Raw genomic sequence first — 17,604 nt, forward strand, 5'->3', positions numbered from 1 at the left:
TGGCGGCGGACACTCGGCTGACCTGAACCCGCCTGGAGCCATGAGCATGACCGAGCCTGTCCGCCTGCAAGATCGCGTGGTAATCGTTACCGGTGCCGGTGGCGGCCTGGGCCGCGCCCACGCGCTGCTGTTCGCCGCGCGCGGGGCCAGGGTGGTGGTCAACGACCTTGGCGGCTCTACCCACGGTGAAGGTGCCAGCGCCTCGGCCGCCGACCGGGTGGTGGAGGAGATCCGCGCCGCCGGTGGCAGCGCCATCGCCAACCATGATTCGGTCAGCCACGGTGCGCGTATCGTCGAGCAGGCGCTGGACAGTTTTGGCCGGGTCGATGTGCTGGTGAACAACGCGGGCATCCTGCGTGACAAGACCTTCCACAAGATGGATGACAGTGACTGGGAGCAGGTGTACCAGGTGCATGTGGAAGGCGCCTTCAAAGTCACCCGCGCCGCCTGGCCACATTTGCGCGAACAGAACTGGGGGCGGGTGATCTTCACGGCTTCCACCTCGGGTATCTACGGCAACTTTGGCCAGGCCAATTACGGCATGGCCAAGCTGGGTTTGTACGGGCTGACCCGCACCCTGGCAATCGAAGGGCGCAAGCACGGCATCCTGGTCAACGCCATTGCCCCCACGGGCGGCACCCGCATGACCGAAGGGCTGATCCCGCCCCAGGTGTTCGAGCGGCTCAAGCCCGAGCTGGTCAGCCCGTTGGTGGTTTACCTGGGCAGCGAGCAGTGTCAGGGCACGGGGGAATTGTTCGAGGTGGGCGGCGGTTGGGTGGGCAAGGTGCGCTGGGAACGCAGCCTGGGGGTGGGCTTCGATCCGCGCGAGGGCTTTACCCCGGAGCAGGTGGCCCAGAACTGGGCGCGGATCGGCGACTTTGATGGGGCGGTGCATCCGCAGGACAGTTTGCAGGCACTGCAGCAGATGATGGCCAACCTGCAGAAATACCCGCTGGGCTGAAGATTCTTCAGCCCGAATAAAAAAGGCCGCTGCAAGCCGCAGCGGCCAATCGAGACGTTAGATCAAGGAGCTTCAAAATCTACGTCGGTGAACCTCGCAGGCCTGAAAGGCGGGGGGGAGAGCCCTTCATGCCGGCCAGTGAGTTAAGAATAAGCGCTTGATCCTGTGGGAAAAATAGCTGCTTATGACATTCACCTTTACGTATCGGGCAATAGTGCAGCTGGCGCTCAGGCAGCGGGCGAGTAGCCCATGCGCCAGCTGGTTTCCCGCGCTGCCGCCAGCAGCCGCTGCGCCGCCGGGCCATGTTCGTCGGCATGGAAGATCGACGTCGGCCCGACCACCGTCATCACCGCCGCAATTTGCCCCATGGCATTGAACACAGGTGCCGACAGAGCGTCCACGCCTGGCATCAGCAGGCCATGCACATGGTGCAGGCCACGTTCACGAATGCTGGCCAATACGGCCTGGTAGTCATCGGCGTCGTGCCGCAGGGCGGCCAGCTCGCGGTCACGCAACTCGACGGTTTCGCGCTCGGGCAGGTAGGCGGCGAACACCAGGCCGGTGGACGAGGTGAGTAGTGGCAGCACCGAGCCCATCTGCGTGACCACGGTGACTGCACGCACTGCCGGTTCAATGCTGACCACGGTCGCGCCCTGGTTGCCCCACACGGCAATGAAACAACTTTCGTTCAACTCGTCGCGCAGCTGCGACAGCGGCAGCGCGGCAATCTTGAGCACATCGATGCTGCCCAGCGCCGCCAGCCCCACCCGCAATGCCTCGCGCCCCAGGCCGTAATGGTTGGTGGCGGCATCCTGTTCGGCAAAGCCGCTGGCAATCAGCGCTTGTAGGTAACGGTGCACCTTGCTTGCCGGCATTTGCACATGCTCCGCCAGGCGTGACAGCGACGTGGATGGGGACAGCTCGGCAAGGGCCTTGAGGATGTCGGTGCCGACTTCCGCCGAGCGGACTTTCTGCTTGCCGTTGTCGGCGGGGGGGCTGGCTTTGGCCATGGACATCTTCTTCCGGATTCTTCAAGTCGGGCCTTTATAGCTTGACGTCATGCGCGGAGCAAATTACGTTATTCGTAATCTGATTACGATAAAAACAATGCAGACGCGCTGCCACCCCACACCGGGCCAGCAGCCAGCTGCCCGCAACGGCTCGGCCAGAGCCCGGAGGCATCGATGAATCGCGACACCTCACCCGACCTTCACTACCTCAGCGGCTTCGGCAACGAGTTTGCCAGCGAAGCGCTGCCAGGGGCCTTGCCGGTCGGGCAGAACTCGCCGCAGAAGGCGCCCTATGGGTTGTATGCCGAACTGCTCTCGGGCACGGCTTTCACCATGGCCCGCAGCGAACTGCGCCGCACCTGGTTGTATCGCATTCGCCCGTCTGCCTTGCACCCACGTTTCGAGCGCCTGGCGCGCCAGCCACTGAGCGGGCCGCTGGGGGGCATCAACCCCAACCGGCTGCGCTGGAGCCCGCAGCCGATGCCCGCCGAGCCGACCGATTTCATCGAAGGCTGGTTGCCAATGGTGGCCAACGCCGCAGCGGAAAAACCCGCTGGCGTGAGCATCTACATCTACCGCGCCAACCGTTCCATGGAGCGGGTGTTCTTCAACGCCGACGGTGAATTGCTGCTGGTGCCGGAACAGGGCCGCCTGCGCATCGCCACCGAACTGGGCGTGATGGAAGTCGAGCCACTGGAAATTGCGGTGATCCCGCGTGGCATGAAGTTCCGTGTCGAGCTGCTCGACGGCCAGGCCCGTGGCTACATCGCCGAAAACCACGGCGCGCCGCTGCGTATTCCCGACCTCGGCCCGATCGGCAGCAACGGCCTGGCCAACCCGCGGGATTTTCTCACCCCGGTGGCGCACTACGAGGAGGCCGAAGGGCCGGTGCAACTGGTGCAGAAGTTCCTGGGTGAACACTGGGCCTGCGAACTGCAGCATTCGCCACTGGACGTGGTGGCCTGGCACGGCAGCAACGTGCCATACAAATACGACCTGCGCCGTTTCAACACCATCGGCACGGTCAGCTTCGACCACCCGGACCCGTCGATCTTCACCGTGTTGACCTCGCCTACCAGCGTGCATGGCCTGGCCAACATGGACTTCGTGATTTTCCCGCCACGCTGGATGGTGGCCGAGAACACCTTCCGCCCGCCATGGTTCCACCGCAACCTGATGAACGAGTTCATGGGCCTGATCAACGGCGCCTACGATGCCAAGGCCGAGGGCTTCCTGCCAGGCGGTGCCTCGCTGCACGGGGTGATGAGCGCCCATGGCCCCGATGCCGAAACCTGCGAAAAGGCCATTGCCGCTGACTTGGCGCCGCACAAGATCGACAACACCATGGCCTTCATGTTCGAGACCAGCCAGGTGCTGCGCCCGAGCCTGCAAGCCCTTGAATGCCCGCAATTGCAGGCCGACTACGATAGTTGCTGGGCGACCTTGCCGAGCACCTTCAACCCGAACCGGAGATAACCCATGAACCACACTGCCAATGCCCGTAGCTGGGTCGAGCACGCCAACGGGCACAGCGACTTCCCGCTGCAGAACCTGCCATTGGGCATCTTCAGCCGGCCGGGTGAAGCCAGGCGCTGTGGCGTGGCCATCGGCGACGCGATCCTCGACCTGGAGGCGGTGCTGGCCGCCGGCCTGTTCGACGGTGCCGCCAAGGCCGCCGTCGAAGCCACCCGTGGTGGGGCACTGAACGCATACTTCGCGTTGGGCCGCAGTGCCCGGGTTGCCCTGCGCGAGCGTTTGCAGGTGCTGCTCGGCGAGCACAGCGAGCACCAGGCAGCCCTGAAGCCGGCGCTGTATCCAGCCAGCGACTGCCAGCTGCATGTGCCCGCGCAGATTGGTGACTACACCGACTTCTACGTAGGCATCGAGCACGCCAAGAACGTCGGCAAGCTGTTCCGCCCCGACAACCCGCTGCTGCCCAACTACAAGTATGTGCCGATCGGTTATCACGGCCGTGCCTCCACCATTCGCCCGTCCGGCACCGATGTACGCCGGCCAAAAGGCCAGACCCTGCCGGCCGGGCACACCGAGCCGAGTTTCGGCCCTTGCGCACGGCTGGACTTCGAGCTGGAGCTGGGCATCTGGATTGGCCAGGGCAATGACATGGGCCAGGCGATCCCGGTTGGCGATGCCGCCGAACACGTAGCGGGCCTGTGCCTGCTCAACGACTGGTCGGCGCGCGATATTCAGGCCTGGGAGTACCAGCCGCTGGGGCCGTTCCTGTCCAAGAGTTTCATCACCAGCATATCGCCCTGGGTGGTTACCGCCGAAGCGCTGGAGCCGTTCCGCTGCGCTCAGCCTGCACGCCCGGAAGGCGACCCGCAGCCGCTGTCGTACCTGCTGGACAAGCGTGATCAGGCCGCCGGTGCCTTCGATATCGAACTCGAAGTGCTGCTGCTGACCGAGCGCATGCGCGAGCAGGGTGTCGCCCCGCACCGCCTGACCCTGAGCAACACCCGCAGCATGTACTGGACCGTGGCGCAGCTGGTGGCACACCACAGCGTCAACGGCTGCCAACTGCAGCCGGGTGACCTGTTCGGTTCGGGCACGCTGTCGGGCGCCACGCCGGGTTCGTTCGGCAGCCTGCTGGAGATCACCGAGGGCGGCAAGATGCCGGTCGAGCTGGCCAGTGGCGAGGTGCGCAAGTTCCTTGAAGATGGCGACGAAATCATCCTGCGTGCCCGCTGCACGCGTGACGGCGTGGCCAGCATCGGCTTCGGCGAATGCCGTGGCACGGTCATCGCGGCCAACTGAGGAGGCAGGGGTATGGAGCTGTACACCTATTACCGTTCCACCTCGTCCTACCGGGTGCGCATTGCCCTGGCACTGAAGGGGCTGGCTTACCAGTCCCTGCCGGTCAACCTGCTGCAGGGTGAGCAGCGCGGCGCGGACTATGTCGCTGTCAACCCGCAGGGCCGCGTGCCGGCCTTGCGTACCGACGGCGGTGAATTGCTGGTGCAGTCGCCGGCAATCATCGAGTACCTGGAAGAGGTTTATCCACAGCCCGCGTTGCTACCGACCACAGCCGTGGAACGGGCCAAGGTGCGTGGCGTGGCGGCCATCATCGGTTGCGATATTCACCCGCTGCACAACGTCAGCGTGCTCAACCAACTGCGTCAGGCTGGCCAGGACGAAGGGCAGGTCAACCAGTGGATCGGCCACTGGATCAGCCAGGGGCTGGCGGCAGTGGAGCGACTGATTGGCGATCATGGCTTCTGTTTTGGCGATACGCCTGGGCTGGCGGATGTGTACCTGATCCCACAGTTGTACGCGGCCGAACGCTTCAACATCGACCTCGACCGCTTCCCGCGCATTTTGCGGGTTGCCGCACTGGCGGCCGGGCACCCGGCGTTCGCCCAGGCCCACCCCGCCCAGCAGCCGGACAGCCCGGCTCAGTGAAGCGAACGGTTCGCCGCCGGAAGCTTGCCGATGCGCTCGGACAGCTTCAGGCGCTGAACCGGGTCTTCGGTCAGCAGCAGCGCATGCTCCAGGTCGAAGCGCTCGGCCTGCGGGCAATCCAGGTGCTGGTAGAGCGAGGCGCGGGTCATGTAGTCGCTGACTTGCACCGGGCCCAGCTGCATGACCCGCTCGGCATCGATCAACGCCGCCAGGTGGTTGTCGTTACTGATGTGCAGTTGGCGCAGGTTGCGTGACAGGCGTTGCAGCATCTGCAGCGGGCTTGCGCGGCTCAGGTGCTCCGCTGTCAGCGCCACATGCGGGCCGAACTGGCGCGCCAGCAGCTCGCGGCAGTCGCTGGGGTACAGGCGCCGGCCGCCGCAGGGGTCGAGCAGGTGGTCGGCACCCGGCACGCGTAGCAGGAAATGCCCAGGGAAGCCCACGCCCTCCAGCGGGATGGACAGGCGACGGGCCAGCTCCAGGGCAAGGATGGCCAAGGTCAGTGGTTGGCCGCGGCGGCGCTGCAGTACCTTGTCCATCATCGCCGCATGCGGGCGCAACGGGTGGTATTCATCTTGCTGGAAGCCCAGCGCATTCAATTGGCGCAGCAGTGGCTGGGCCAGTTCGCACAGCGGCAGCATCGGCAGCTTGGTGCTGATCTCGCGCTGCAGGTCGTGCAGGGTGGCAAGGCTGGCCGCGGGCTCGACACTAGGGTCGTGCTCGGCGGCAATCCACAATGCGGCTTCCAGCAGGGCGACAGGCTCGCGTTCCAGGCAGGCCAGGCAGGCTTGACGTGGCTTCATGGGGCATCTCCACACACGCTTGAGTATTAGCCGTGGCGCGCGGTTTCGTCCAGTGGTCCGGCGGCGGTGTCAGCGTCGGGGCCGTGCCTATACTGGAGGGAGCACCTCGTGGGGAGCCTGGCGATGTTCGCACTGATGCAAAGTACCCGTACCCAGTCACTGCACTTGTTCAATGACCCACCTACGGGCCTGAAAGCGGTTGTGGCGATCCACAGTGAGCACCTGGGCCCGGCCATGGGCGGTTGCCGCTACCTGCCTTATGCCGATGACGAAAGCGCCATGACCGACGCCATTCGCCTGGCCCAAGGCATGAGCTACAAGGCGGCACTGGCCGGCTTGCCGCTGGGGGGCGGCAAGGCGGTGATCATGCGCAACCCGCATGTGGAAAACCGCGCCGCGCTGTTCGAGGCCTTTGGCCGCTTCATCGATACCTTGCATGGGCGCTTCATCATTGCCGTGGACAGCGGCACCTCCACCCTCGACATGGATTGCATCGCCCAGAGCACCCCCCATGTGACCAGCACCACGGCCTCGGGTGATCCCTCGCCGCATGCGGCGATGGGGGTATTCGCTGGTATCCGCGCCACGACGTCGTTCAGGCTGGGCAGCGATGATTTGAGAGGCCTGCGGGTAGCCGTGCAGGGGTTGGGTAATGTCGGCTATGCGCTGGCGGAGCAATTGCACGCGGTGGGCGCGGAGCTGCTGGTCAGCGACCTGGACCCGGGGCGGGTGCGTCTGGCGATGGAGCAGTTCGATGCCAAACCTGTGACCAACGATGCATTGATCAGCACGCCTTGCGATATCTTCGCCCCCTGCGGTGTGGGGCCGGTGCTGAACGGACAGAGCGTGATGCAACTGCGCTGTGCGGCAGTGGCAGGGGCGGCGAACAACCAGCTGACCACCTTGCAGGTGGCAGACCAGCTGGAGTCGCGGGGGATACTGTATGCGCCCGATTACGTGATCAATGCCGGTGGGCTGATCTATGTGGCGCTGACCCATCGTGGCGAGGACCTGGGCACTATCACTGCGCATCTGGCGCGCATTCCTTCGCGGCTGACCGAAGTGTTTGGCCATGCGCAGGCGGAGAAGCGTTCGCCGGCGCGGGTGGCGCAGATGCTGGCGGAGCGGTTGCTCTACGGCTGACTTTTCGGGAGCAGCCTGCCCGGTAGGAGCAGCCTTGTGCTGCGAAGAGGCCGGCAGAGCCGATGAATTTTTTCGGCCATACAGGCCTCTTCGCAGCACAAGGCTGCTCCTACAGGTTCCGTGCGTGCCTTGGAGCTGCCTGTGATCACTCAGCTGCACCGCCTTCCAGCAGTTCGGCCAGCGCATCCGGCTGGCTTTTGAACGCCCGGGCGAATACATCGCGGTTCTTGGCCATGTAGATACCGGCTTCCTCGACCTGCTGCTCGGTCAGCGAAGGCACTGCCTTGTGCAGCACTTCGGCCAGGCGCTCGGCCAGTTCGAGCATCTTGTCGTGACGGTCTGCTTCGGCCTTATCCATGAACAAGCGCTCCGGGTCGCGGCTGCTGCGGTACACCACTTCGACGGCCATTCATCACCTCTATGCCTTTTTGCTGGTTGTGTTGCGGTTAACTGTATTTATATACAGTAATGGCATTTGCCATCACCGCGCAACCTGATTCTCAGGGCAAAAGCCTAGTACACAGGTGCCTTGCGGCAATCGGTCGCCTTCCAAGCCAAGGGCCTGGCCCTTTAACTGCATGGCACAAGCGTCACACCCGTGGCGCATCATCCTTCAAGACGTATCGGGGAATGGAACATCGTGAACATCAAATGGGCAGAAAAGCTGCGCAAGGGCCTGCACGGCTCGGCGGACTCGCTGGGCAACCTGTGCGTCGAGGCCTTCCATTACCTGGCGCTGTTCGGCATTGGCGCGATTACCGCCTATGCGGCAGTGGTGACTTTCCTGGATATGCTCGGCAAGGGCGGGGTCAGTGTCGATGACATCCTGCTGCTGTTCATCTACCTGGAGCTGGGGGCGATGGTCGGTATCTACTTCAAGACCAACCACATGCCGATCCGCTTTCTGTTGTACGTGGCGATTACCGCGCTGACACGCCTGCTGATCGGCGATGTCTCGCACCACAAGGCACCGGACGAAGGGCTGCTGTACCTGTGCGGTGGCATCCTGTTGCTGGCGTTCTCGATCCTGGTGGTGCGCTACGCCTCGTACCGCTATCCCTCGACCAAGGTGCTGGATGCCAACGGCAAGGAAGTGGAGGAGGGCAAGTAGCCCTCAATTGGCCACGAAATGGCGCGGCGGGTGGCGAGCATCGCGGGTCAAGGCGGCCAGCACCTGCATGGGGTTCTGGTTGAGTTCGATGGCCAGGCCCAGGCGGATGCTGTCGATTACCCGCTGCAGGCGCACCGGGTCGTTGCGCTGGGCTTGGCTGATGAGGCGCTTGGCGACCACGCCGGCATCGTCGGACAGCGTCAGCATGATGCTGCCATCGAGGTTTTCGATGCTCAGGTTGACCCGGTACTCGGGGGCAAATGCGGCACTGATCAATTCGAATGGGTTGTTCATGTTCTGGCTTCTGCAGCGAATGAGTGCAGAGGTTGACTGGCAAAACGGCGGGTTGGTTCAGTGCCGTTGATCGCTACGAATAAAAACGCCCGGCTCTAGGCCGGGCGTTTTGCATTGCCGATCAGGCGTCTGGGTCACTCAGTTCCAAGGCGCCGCGCTTGCTGCGCAGCTTGCCGTAGAAGTGTTCCAGTGCGTGGTTGAGCTTGGTGGCGGCACCGTCCACTGCCTGGTCCAGCGAAGTGGCGGTGTGGGTCACCGAAATCGGTTGGTGGCCTTTGGGGCGAGCCTCCATCTGGCAGCGTTTGTCATGCGGTCCGGGCTTGGCGCCGTTCTCGTCGCGCAGGTGAACCTCGATGCGGGTGAGGTCTTCTTCGTAACGTTCCAGCGAGTTCTGCAGTGTGCTGCGGACCCACTGGTCGAGCCGGGCGTTGCCTTCGAAATGGTTGCTGCTGTTGACCTGGATTTGCATGATTCAATCCTTATTCAGCTTGCTCGCATGGAGACGCGCCTAGGCCCTTGAGACCCTTGGAATTTCTGCGCCTCTTGACTCTAAGGTCAGGCAACCGCGAAACGAATTCAAGCCCTTTTTGAAAATAAATTTCTTGTTGCAAATACAGGCTGGAGGAATTCTGTAGGAGCAGCCTTGTGCTGCGAAGAGGCCAGTATGGCCGAAACAAATTCATTGGCTCTGCCGGCCTCTTCGCAGCACAAGGCTGCTCCTACAGAAGCTAGGGCCGCATGACAGCCCTATGGCAGTATCAGAACGCTACCGACGTTTGCACATACAACGTACGCGGCTCACCTACGTACTTGCCTTTGTTGTTGTCATCGTAAGAGCGCGTGTAGTACTCGCGGTTGAACAGGTTCTTCACCCCAACCGCCACCTTCAGGTTCGACAACTGCGGGCCAAAGTCGTAGCCGGCGCGGGTGCTGACCAGCATGTAGCCCGGAATGCGCCCGTTGCTGCCGTCGGCGCTTTCCGTGCCGGTGTTGGCGTTGTCGGCGTACTGGCTGCTCTGGAAGCTGCCGTCCAGGTTCAGCTGCCATGGCCCTTGGGTATAACCCACGCCCAGGTTGCCCTTGTGTCGCGACGAGAACGGTACCTGGTTACCCTTGTTCGGCCCGTCCTCGCGGATGGTGGCGTCGACGAACGCATAGCTGGCATGCACATCGAAGCCCGCCAGGGCCGGGCTCAGGCCGTCGAGCGCATACCGCACACTGGTCTCGATGCCCTGGTGGCGGGTTTCGCCACGGGCGATCACCGAGTCGTTGGTCTGGTTGCTTTCGTACTGGTTGTCGAAGTTGATCAGGAACGCGCCAATCTCGGCCTGCAGGTCACCATTGTCGTAACGGGTCCCCACTTCCCAGGTGCGCGCCTTCTCCGGTTTCACTTCGCCGCTGCTGACCCGGTTGGGCATCTGGCTGTACTGCACGCTGCCGAACGAACCTTCGGTATTGGCGTACAGGTTCCAGCTGTCGGTCAGGTGGTACATCACGTTCAGCGCTGGCAGCGCAGTGTTGTAGCTGCCCTGGTAACGCTGGCCGTTGAGCTTGTTGCTCTGCTCGGAATCGATCATCTCGTAGCGCACGCCGGGGGTGATGGTCCAGCGGCCGATGTCGATGCGGTCATCCAGGTAGATGGCGTGGGCTTCGGTGCTGCCACGGGTGTCGCGGTCGTTGCGGCTGGCGGTGGTCGGCAGGCTGCCATTGACCGGCTCGCGGAAGCGCAGTTCGTGACCCGCTTCGTTGACATAGCGATAGCCGATGCCCAGTTCGTGCCAGCTGTCGCCCAGGGCCAGGCCCTGCGAGAAGCGGGTTTCGATGCCGCGTACCCAGTACTCGCGCGGCGACAGTGAAACGAAGCTGCCCTGGTCCAGGTAGCCGCTGCGCAGGGTCTTGGTGAAGAAGCTGTTGACGCTGAACTGACGGTCGTCCTGTTTGTAGTCGTAGCCGAAGTTGAACAGGGTGCGGCGGCCCCAGAACTTGTCCTTCAGGCGCGTCGACTGGTACGGGTCGGCGTCGAAGTCGGCCGTGCTCAGGCCACCAGGCATCTGGGCCTCGCCCTCGTAATACTGGGCCATGGCATGCAGGCTGTTGGCTTCGTCCAGTTGCAGCTTGCCCTTGAGGATCAGGTCGTCGATCTGCGTGTCGCTGTGTTCGCGCCAGTCACCCCCGCGGGTGCCGGAGTACAGCAGGGCGCCGCCCAAGCCGTTGTCGTTGGTGCCGCCGACCAGCAGGTTGGCGCTGTTCTTGAAACCGTCGTGGCTGGAGGACGGGCTGATCTGGTTCTGCATGGCGGCCTTGAAGGTGGCCTGCTCGGGGATCGCCCGGGTGACGAAGTTGACGATGCCACCGACGTTCTGCGGGCCGTAGCGCACCGCGCCACCACCGCGCACCACATCCACCGCGTCCATGTTGCCCATGCTCAGCGGCGCCAGCGACAGCTGCGGCTGACCGTACGGGGCGAAGGGCACCGGGATGCCGTCCATCAGCACGGTGGAGCGCGATGCCAGGCGCGGGTTGAGGCCACGGATACCGAAGTTCAGCGCCAGGTCGTGGCTACCGGTGCCGTTGTTGTCGGGGGCGTTGACCCCGGGGATGCGGTTGAGCACTTCGCGAGCGGTGGTGGCGCCATTGCGTTCGAATTCTTCACGGCGCACCACGTCGCGGGCACCGGGGTGCTCGAACACATTGTCCTGCTGCGCCTCGGCCAGCCAGTCGCCGACCACGGTGGAGGCGCCGAGCTCGACCGGGGCACCTGCAACGGGAGTATCGATTGGCTGCAGGCTGAAGGCGTTGTCGGTTTCTTGCCGTACTTGCAGGCCACTGCCGCGCAGCAGGGTGTCCAGGCCCTGGCGCACATCGAACTGGCCATCCAGGCCTTGAGTGCTGATGCCTTGGGTCAGTTGCGAGCCGAACGAGATCAGCGCACCGCTTTCCCGGCCGAACTGGTTGAGGGCGTCTTCGAGCGAGCCGGCGGCGATATGGTAGCTGCGGGCTTCGGCATGGGCGGCAGGTGTGGCCAGGCCGAGGGTAGTGGTGAGCAGCAGGGCGTGGACGAACGGGCTGTGGCGCAACGGCATGGGTTGGGTCCTGAAAGAAGGGTTCTGCCATGTCTGTCACGCGAGGTTGGGAAAATGGCTCAGTGGATTTGATTTTTTTTGCGCGGGTGTTCGGCATGACCGTTTTGTTGCCTGTGAGACCGAGCGCCGCCCGCGCGGCGCATCGCGAGCGAAGCTCGCTCCTACATTTGTTTCGGGCCAGTATTGCCTTTGATAGGCGCGCGCGACCGCCTTGTTTGTACGACGCGATATCGAGCCAAGCGCCAAGGCGTTCGCGCGCAAATCCCACAGGAAAAATTGGCCCGAAACAAATGTAGGAGCGAGCTTCGCTCGCGATGCGCCGCGCGGGCGGCGCTCGTTTTACGCCCCACCACAAAAACCAAGGCGATCACCCGGTAGCCATCACCCAACATCAACCGTCACCCAGTACCGGGTGAACCGTCGCACCCGCACCGGCAGCGCCACCTCCAGCATCTGCAGGATGCGCTCACTGTCATCCAACGGATACGACCCGGAAATACGCAGGTCGGCGACACGCTCGCTACACCCCAACTGCCCATGGCGATAGCGACCCAGTTCGGCGAGAAAATCCGCCAGGCGCATCTGCGACGCGACCAGCATCCCGTCGACCCAGGCTCCGACATTCGGGTCGAGCGCCGTCACCGCTCGCCAGGTGCCGGTGAAGCGAGCCTGTTGCCCGGCCTGCAGTGGCTGCCCAGCCGCGCTGGCAGCGCCCTCGAACACCGATACCAGGCTGTAACCGTCGAACTGGCGCACGTTGAAGCGCCCGCTGTCCAGGCGCAGCGCCCCTTCAGCGGTGCGCAACAGCAGTGGCCGTGCATCGCTGGCCACTTGCAACGCCAGTTCACCTTCGAACAGACGCACCTGCCGCTGCTGGCCGTCGAAGCGCGCGTCAGCAGCACTGCGGGTATTGAGCTGCAGCACGCTGCCATCACCCAGCTGCATGCGCCGACGCTGGCCGAGTGGGCTACGGTAGTCGGCCATCAAACCAGGCAGCGGATTGTGCTGTTGCAGGCCAAGCCCGGTGGCACTCGCCACACCGACCAGCAGCAACGCCTTGAGTGCCCGGCGCCGGGCCGGCGAAGGCGGGGCTTGCAGCGTTGCATGCACCACGGGCGACGACACACCGCGCAAGCGCTGGTTGACCTGCTGGATATGGGCCCAGGCTCGCTGGTGTTCCTGGTCGGCCTTGAGCCAATGCTCAAGCGCCAGTTGTTGTACCTGGCCGAAGTCATCGCCCTGCGACTCGATCAGCCAGTGCACGGCCTGCTCCGCAACCTGCGGGGAAAACGAGGCGTTCACAGGGCGAAGTAGCAGCGCATGGCTGCCTTGCTCAGGTAGCGTTTTACCGTGGCCAGCGAAATGCCCAGTTCGCGGGCAATTTCGCTTTGGCCCAGGCCATCGACCTGAGCCAACAGGAAGGCGCGTTTGACCAATGGGGGTAGGCCGTCCAGCAAGCGGTCCAGCTCCAGCAGGGTCTCGAAGATGATTGCCTTTTGCTCCTCACTAGGCGCCACCGCTTCCGGCACTTGGGCCAGGGCCAGCAAGTAGGCGTGCTCCAGCTCCTGGCGGCGGAAGTGGTTGCACAACACACGCTTGGCCACGGTGGCGAGAAAGGCGCGAGGTTCGATCAGTTGCGGCGCTTCCCGCGCCTGGAGCAGGCGCAGGTAGGTGTCCTGGGCCAGGTCGGCGGCACTCTGCGGGCAGCCCAGGCGGCGGCGCAACCAGCTGGTGAGCCAGTTGTGATGGGCGTGATAAAGGCCTTCGACCGTGGAAGCGAGCGCGCTGGGCACCGTGATACTCCGGCGCTAGAGCGCGCAACTGGTAGTAAGAATTGTTCGCATTATATGGGCGGACGTGTTTCTCGGCAATCGTCGCTCGTCTCCGGGCTTTGCTTATGAGAATTGAAATCATTATTATTGCAGCCCCGAAAACGCCCGGACCTTCGCCATGACGCGCAAAACCGCCGGCCTCCCGCTCAGCTATCGCCTGGCCGTGACCTCTCGCAGCCTGGCCGCGCTGCTGGGCGGCTACCTGCTGGCGTCCCTGGCGAGCGTCTGCATTGCCTTGCTGGCGCCATTGCCCAAGGTGGATGCCACGCTCACCGGCCTGCTGCTGTCGTTCGTCTTCTACCTGCTGGGGTTCATCTGGTGTTTCGCTTGCCGCAGCGCTTGGCGCGCGTGGTTGGGCGTACTTGCGCCAAGCCTGCTGCTGGGCATGATCAGCGGCATTGCCTACTGGATGCAAAACCCATGAAAGAAGGTTTCCGCCAGGCCATGGCCTGGCTGCACACCTGGACCGGCCTGATCTTTGGCTGGCTGTTGTTCGCTATCTTCCTCACCGGCACGCTGTCGTATTTCAAGGAAGAAATCACGCACTGGTCGCAGCCCGAAGTGCGCAGCCATCACCTGGACCCAGTCAACAGCCTGGGTGTCGCGCAACGTTACCTGCAGGACAATGCCGGGCATTCGGGCACCTGGTTCATCCGCATGCCCAACGAACGTGAAGCAGCCCTGAGCGTGGGCTATCGCGACCCCGATGGGGGGCCGCGTGGCTTTGTCAGCAAAACCCTCGATACCCAGACCGGCCAGCCGGTGGAGGCACGCGACAGCCGCGGTGGCGAGTTCTTCTACCGCTTCCATTTCCAGCTGCAGATGCCGCACCCGTTTGGCCGTTGGCTATCGACATTCTGCGCATTCATCATGCTGCTGGGCCTGGTCACCGGCATCATCACCCACAAGAAGATCTTCAAGGAGTTCTTCACCTTCCGCCCCGGCAAAGGCCAACGCTCCTGGCTGGATGGGCACAACGCCATTGGCGTGCTGGTGCTGCCGTTCCACCTGATGATCAGCTACAGCAGCCTGGTGCTGTTCATGTACATGGTGATGCCGGCCGGCATCATGGCCAGCTATGGCAATGACACCGACAAATATTTCAATGACCTGTTCGGCCGCAACGATGCCCCCAAGGCCGCCCAGGTGGCCACGCCGCTGGTGGCGCTGCCGAGCCTGTACGCCAAGATGCAGGCCCTGCAGCCGGGGGCGCGCATCGGCAACATCCAGGTGCAGAACCCGGGCGACAGCAATGCCCGCGTCACCTTCACGCAATCGGCGGCCGACCACGTGGCTTACCGGCGTAGCGCCAACTGGACCTTCGATGGCGCCAGTGGTGCGCTGCTGAGCCAGGGCAAGCCAGAGAGCGGGGCGATGATGACCGCGTTCAGTTTCGCCGGGCTGCACATGGGTAACTTTGCCGGGCCCTGGTTGCGCTGGCTGTACTTCTTCTTTGGCGTGGCCGGTACCGCGGTGATCGGCACCGGGCTGGTGATGTGGCTGGGCAAGCGCCAGCTCAAGCACGCCAAAAGTGAGCGCATGCCGGGCGAGCTGCGCCTGGTCGAAGTGCTCAACATCGCCAGCATGAGCGGCCTGCTATTGGCGGTGGCGGGTTTCTTCTTGGCCAACCGGCTGATACCTGTGGGCGTCGAAGGCCGGGCTGACTGGGAGGTCAATGCATTCTTCATCGCCTGGGGCCTGTCGCTGCTGCACGCCGTGCTGCGCAGCGGGCGCAGGGCCTGGGGCGAGCAACTGGCGCTGGGCGCGCTGGCCTTTACCCTGTTGCCGCTGCTCAATGGCCTGACCACCGACCGGGGCTTGAACCATTCGCTGCTGGAGGGTGACTGGGCCATGGCCGGCTTCGACCTGACGGCCCTGGGCACTGGCCTGTTCCTGGCCTGGCTGGCCAGCAAGATGTTGCGCAGCCCCAAGCCGGTGGCCAAGCGCGCCGCGCGTGCGGCAAAAAAGCCGAGCACTGAAACGGCGGAGGCGAGCTGATGCTGGGTAACGCACTGATCGCATTCGCAGGCTTCGTCGCCCTGTGCCTGGCCATGGAAAAACACTTCAGTGACCTGCTCGGGCGCAAGCCGCGTCCAGGGCAGTTGCGCCTGTTGCGTGTTGCGGGTTGGCTGCTGCTGATGCTGTCGCTGGTCCTCAGCGTGCACCTGCGGGGTTGGGCCCATGGCCTGGTGGAGTGGACGGCGGTGATGATGGCCGGGGTGACCTTGTGGGTCTTCGGCTTGCCCTACCAGCCGCGCCTGTTGCTGGGCCTGGCCGCCGCCAGCGTGGTACTGGGCCCGTTGCTGGCCGTGTTTGCCGTGTGAAGCCGTGAGCGAGCAGGGGGATATCATCGAGCCCGACGCCGACAGCGCAGGCGCGCGTGCACGTTTCGTCCAGGTGTTCCAGGCCCAGCGCGCGCGCATGGAAGCGCTGGTCAGCCGGCGGGTCGGTTGCCGCGCCACCGCTTCGGACCTGGTTCAAGAGCTGTTCCTGCGCTTCTGGCGCCGCCCCGACGTCAAGGTCGAAGCGCTGGACACCTACCTGTTGCGTTGCGCCGGTAACCTGGCCATCGATCACCTGCGCAGTGAAGGCAGCCGCGAACGCGTGGCTGAAGCTGCTGTGCCCGTGGACGGGTTGGCCATGGCCCAGGCACCCGAACAGGCCTTGGAGATCGACCACGACCTGCAGCGAATCGAAGCCGCCTTGCGCGCCTTGCCCGAGCGCACCCGCCAGATCTTTCTGCTCAACCGCATCCACGGTTGCAAGTACGGCGAGATCGCCAACGCTATGCAACTGTCCCAGAGTGCCGTGGAAAAGCATATGATGCGCGCCCTCGAAGCGTGCAAGGCGAGTATCGCCGAGCCCGCGCCCACTCCACGCCGGCCAGGGAGCGCCCGTCGATGAGCAGCATGCCCCCCATCACCGAGGCGCAATCCCAAGCGGCATTGCAATGGCTCAGCCGCATCAACGAGCAGCCCGCACACGCCGAAGGGGCGGCATTCAAGCGCTGGTTGCTGGCTGACCCCGCGCACCGTACCGCCTACCAACAGGCCCAGGTGCTGTGGCAGAAAAGCGCCGTACCGGCGCAGCGGCTGGCCGACGAAGACCAGCAAGCCCTGCAACGCTACCTCGATGCCATGGCCAGGCCAGTGCCCCGTGGCCCGTGGCGGCGGGTGGCCGCCTTGGCGATGGCGGCCTGCCTGGTGCTGGCCGTGGGTATTGCCGGTGGTTGGCACCCGGGGTACTGGTTGCAGGACTTGCAGGCGGACTACAGCAGTGCCGGGCAGGTGCGCCAGGTGACGTTGGCCGACCAGTCGCAGGTCACGCTGGATGCAGGCAGTGCCATTGCGGTCGATTTCGCTCAAGGTGAGCGCCGTGTGCGGTTGCTGCATGGCGCGGCGTTTTTCCAGGTGACCCATACCGGCGAGCCGTTCCTGGTCGAAGCTGCCGGTGGCGAGGTGCGCGTGCTCGGCACCCAGTTCGAGGTGCGTGAGCAAGGCGAGGGCGCCCAGGTGACGGTGCGCAGTGGGCGTGTGGGGGTTAGCCCTGCGCAGGGCACTTTGGCGCGTGAACTGACTGCCAACCAGCAGGTGAGCTACAGCGCAGGCAGGGTAGGCGACACCCAGGTTGTGGACAGTGACAACCGCCTGGCCTGGCGCCAGGGTTGGCTGAACTATTACCAGGTGCCGCTGGCGCAGGTGGTCGAAGACCTTGGGCGCTATTACCCGGGGCGCATCCTGTTGCTGGATGGCGAACTGGCGCAGCGCAAGGTCAGTGGCAGTTTCCCGGTGGCCGAACCGTTGCTGGCGCTGGATTCGCTGGGCAAGGTGATGGGCTTTTCGCGGCAGACGGTGTTGGGGCGGTTGACGTTGATTCGGTAGTTGCCTGTACCGGCCTCTTCGCAACACAAGGCTGCTCCTACAGGGCCCTGCGCCAGCTTTCGATCTGTAGGA

At 64.1% G+C, this 17,604-nt stretch carries 19 protein-coding genes; 11 read left to right on the forward strand and 8 right to left on the reverse strand.

Annotation, left to right across the window (positions count from 1 at the left end; translation table 11 throughout):
• The first annotated feature begins 46 nt into the window (after positions 1-46).
• On the forward strand, positions 47-961 hold the full coding sequence (locus tag ACNFBR_RS11215; protein WP_416734988.1) for an SDR family oxidoreductase: 915 nt from the start codon (positions 47-49) through the stop codon (positions 959-961).
• Positions 962-1,188: 227 nt separating this feature from the next.
• Here ACNFBR_RS11215 and ACNFBR_RS11220 read toward each other — a convergent pair whose 3' ends face one another.
• Positions 1,189-1,971 (reverse strand): IclR family transcriptional regulator, encoded by a 783-nt coding sequence (locus tag ACNFBR_RS11220; RefSeq protein ID WP_416734989.1) that lies wholly within the window; start codon positions 1,969-1,971, stop codon positions 1,189-1,191.
• A 174-nt stretch (positions 1,972-2,145) separates the two neighbouring features.
• Here ACNFBR_RS11220 and hmgA point away from each other — a divergent pair, with 174 nt between their 5' ends.
• From hmgA to maiA, 3 genes are read left to right on the forward strand one after another with little or no spacing between them, the layout of a single operon-like run.
• Positions 2,146-3,447 carry a homogentisate 1,2-dioxygenase gene (hmgA, locus tag ACNFBR_RS11225; RefSeq protein ID WP_416734990.1) on the forward strand — a complete coding sequence of 434 codons (1,302 nt, stop codon included), beginning with the start codon at positions 2,146-2,148 and terminating at the stop codon, positions 3,445-3,447.
• Between the two features lie 3 nt (positions 3,448-3,450).
• Entirely contained in the window at positions 3,451-4,743 is a 1,293-nt protein-coding gene (gene fahA, locus ACNFBR_RS11230) for a fumarylacetoacetase (RefSeq protein ID WP_416734991.1), read from the forward strand.
• 12 nt (positions 4,744-4,755) lie between these two features.
• Entirely contained in the window at positions 4,756-5,388 is a 633-nt protein-coding gene (maiA, locus tag ACNFBR_RS11235) for a maleylacetoacetate isomerase (protein WP_416734992.1), read from the forward strand.
• Here the strand turns inward: maiA and ACNFBR_RS11240 are convergent.
• Positions 5,382-6,188, reverse strand: coding sequence for a SirB1 family protein (locus ACNFBR_RS11240; RefSeq protein WP_416734993.1), 807 nt, complete (start codon positions 6,186-6,188; stop codon positions 5,382-5,384). The genes maiA and ACNFBR_RS11240 overlap by 7 nt on opposite strands.
• A 123-nt stretch (positions 6,189-6,311) precedes the next feature.
• Here ACNFBR_RS11240 and ACNFBR_RS11245 point away from each other — a divergent pair, with 123 nt between their 5' ends.
• Positions 6,312-7,331 (forward strand): Leu/Phe/Val dehydrogenase, encoded by a 1,020-nt coding sequence (locus ACNFBR_RS11245; RefSeq protein WP_012274139.1) that lies wholly within the window; start codon positions 6,312-6,314, stop codon positions 7,329-7,331.
• A 145-nt stretch (positions 7,332-7,476) separates the two neighbouring features.
• On the opposite strand, the gene ACNFBR_RS11250 is transcribed toward ACNFBR_RS11245, so the two are convergent.
• Positions 7,477-7,740 carry a YebG family protein gene (locus ACNFBR_RS11250; RefSeq protein WP_016489064.1) on the reverse strand — a complete coding sequence of 88 codons (264 nt, stop codon included), beginning with the start codon at positions 7,738-7,740 and terminating at the stop codon, positions 7,477-7,479.
• Between the two features lie 231 nt (positions 7,741-7,971).
• Between ACNFBR_RS11250 and ACNFBR_RS11255 the strand changes: the two genes are divergently transcribed.
• A complete protein-coding gene (locus ACNFBR_RS11255) occupies positions 7,972-8,442 on the forward strand; it encodes a phosphate-starvation-inducible protein PsiE (RefSeq protein WP_012274137.1) in 471 nt (156 codons plus the stop codon).
• Positions 8,443-8,445: 3 nt separating this feature from the next.
• Here the strand turns inward: ACNFBR_RS11255 and ACNFBR_RS11260 are convergent, their stop codons facing one another.
• The 5 genes from ACNFBR_RS11260 to ACNFBR_RS11280 form a co-directional block, all read right to left on the reverse strand.
• Positions 8,446-8,736: a DUF3509 domain-containing protein gene (locus ACNFBR_RS11260; protein WP_416734994.1), complete on the reverse strand. Its 291-nt coding sequence runs from the start codon at positions 8,734-8,736 to the stop codon at positions 8,446-8,448.
• A 121-nt stretch (positions 8,737-8,857) separates the two neighbouring features.
• A complete protein-coding gene (locus ACNFBR_RS11265; RefSeq protein WP_105945688.1) occupies positions 8,858-9,205 on the reverse strand; it encodes an HPF/RaiA family ribosome-associated protein in 348 nt (115 codons plus the stop codon).
• Between the two features lie 289 nt (positions 9,206-9,494).
• On the reverse strand, positions 9,495-11,819 hold the full coding sequence (gene fecA, locus ACNFBR_RS11270; protein ID WP_416734995.1) for a TonB-dependent Fe(3+) dicitrate receptor FecA: 2,325 nt from the start codon (positions 11,817-11,819) through the stop codon (positions 9,495-9,497).
• 381 nt (positions 11,820-12,200) lie between these two features.
• Positions 12,201-13,121 carry a FecR domain-containing protein gene (locus ACNFBR_RS11275; RefSeq protein ID WP_416734996.1) on the reverse strand — a complete coding sequence of 307 codons (921 nt, stop codon included), beginning with the start codon at positions 13,119-13,121 and terminating at the stop codon, positions 12,201-12,203.
• A complete protein-coding gene (locus ACNFBR_RS11280; RefSeq protein ID WP_416734997.1) occupies positions 13,118-13,612 on the reverse strand; it encodes a sigma-70 family RNA polymerase sigma factor in 495 nt (164 codons plus the stop codon). The genes ACNFBR_RS11275 and ACNFBR_RS11280 overlap by 4 nt, the downstream gene beginning before the upstream one ends.
• Positions 13,613-13,769: 157 nt before the next feature.
• Here ACNFBR_RS11280 and ACNFBR_RS11285 point away from each other — a divergent pair, with 157 nt between their 5' ends.
• The 5 genes from ACNFBR_RS11285 to ACNFBR_RS11305 are packed head-to-tail and all read left to right on the forward strand — an operon-like array spanning position 13,770 to position 17,532.
• Positions 13,770-14,075: a DUF3649 domain-containing protein gene (locus ACNFBR_RS11285; RefSeq protein ID WP_416734998.1), complete on the forward strand. Its 306-nt coding sequence runs from the start codon at positions 13,770-13,772 to the stop codon at positions 14,073-14,075.
• Entirely contained in the window at positions 14,072-15,649 is a 1,578-nt protein-coding gene (locus ACNFBR_RS11290; RefSeq protein ID WP_416734999.1) for a PepSY-associated TM helix domain-containing protein, read from the forward strand. Before ACNFBR_RS11285 ends, ACNFBR_RS11290 begins: the two co-directional genes overlap by 4 nt.
• Positions 15,649-15,975 carry a DUF3325 domain-containing protein gene (locus ACNFBR_RS11295; RefSeq protein ID WP_416735000.1) on the forward strand — a complete coding sequence of 109 codons (327 nt, stop codon included), beginning with the start codon at positions 15,649-15,651 and terminating at the stop codon, positions 15,973-15,975. Before ACNFBR_RS11290 ends, ACNFBR_RS11295 begins: the two co-directional genes overlap by 1 nt.
• A gap of 4 nt (positions 15,976-15,979) precedes the next feature.
• Entirely contained in the window at positions 15,980-16,555 is a 576-nt protein-coding gene (locus tag ACNFBR_RS11300; protein ID WP_416735001.1) for an RNA polymerase sigma factor, read from the forward strand.
• A complete protein-coding gene (locus tag ACNFBR_RS11305) occupies positions 16,552-17,532 on the forward strand; it encodes a FecR family protein (protein WP_416735002.1) in 981 nt (326 codons plus the stop codon). The genes ACNFBR_RS11300 and ACNFBR_RS11305 overlap by 4 nt, the downstream gene beginning before the upstream one ends.
• Positions 17,533-17,604 lie beyond the last annotated feature (72 nt).

The organism is Pseudomonas sp. NY11955 (genome assembly GCF_048068035.1).
Classification (GTDB): domain Bacteria; phylum Pseudomonadota; class Gammaproteobacteria; order Pseudomonadales; family Pseudomonadaceae; genus Aquipseudomonas.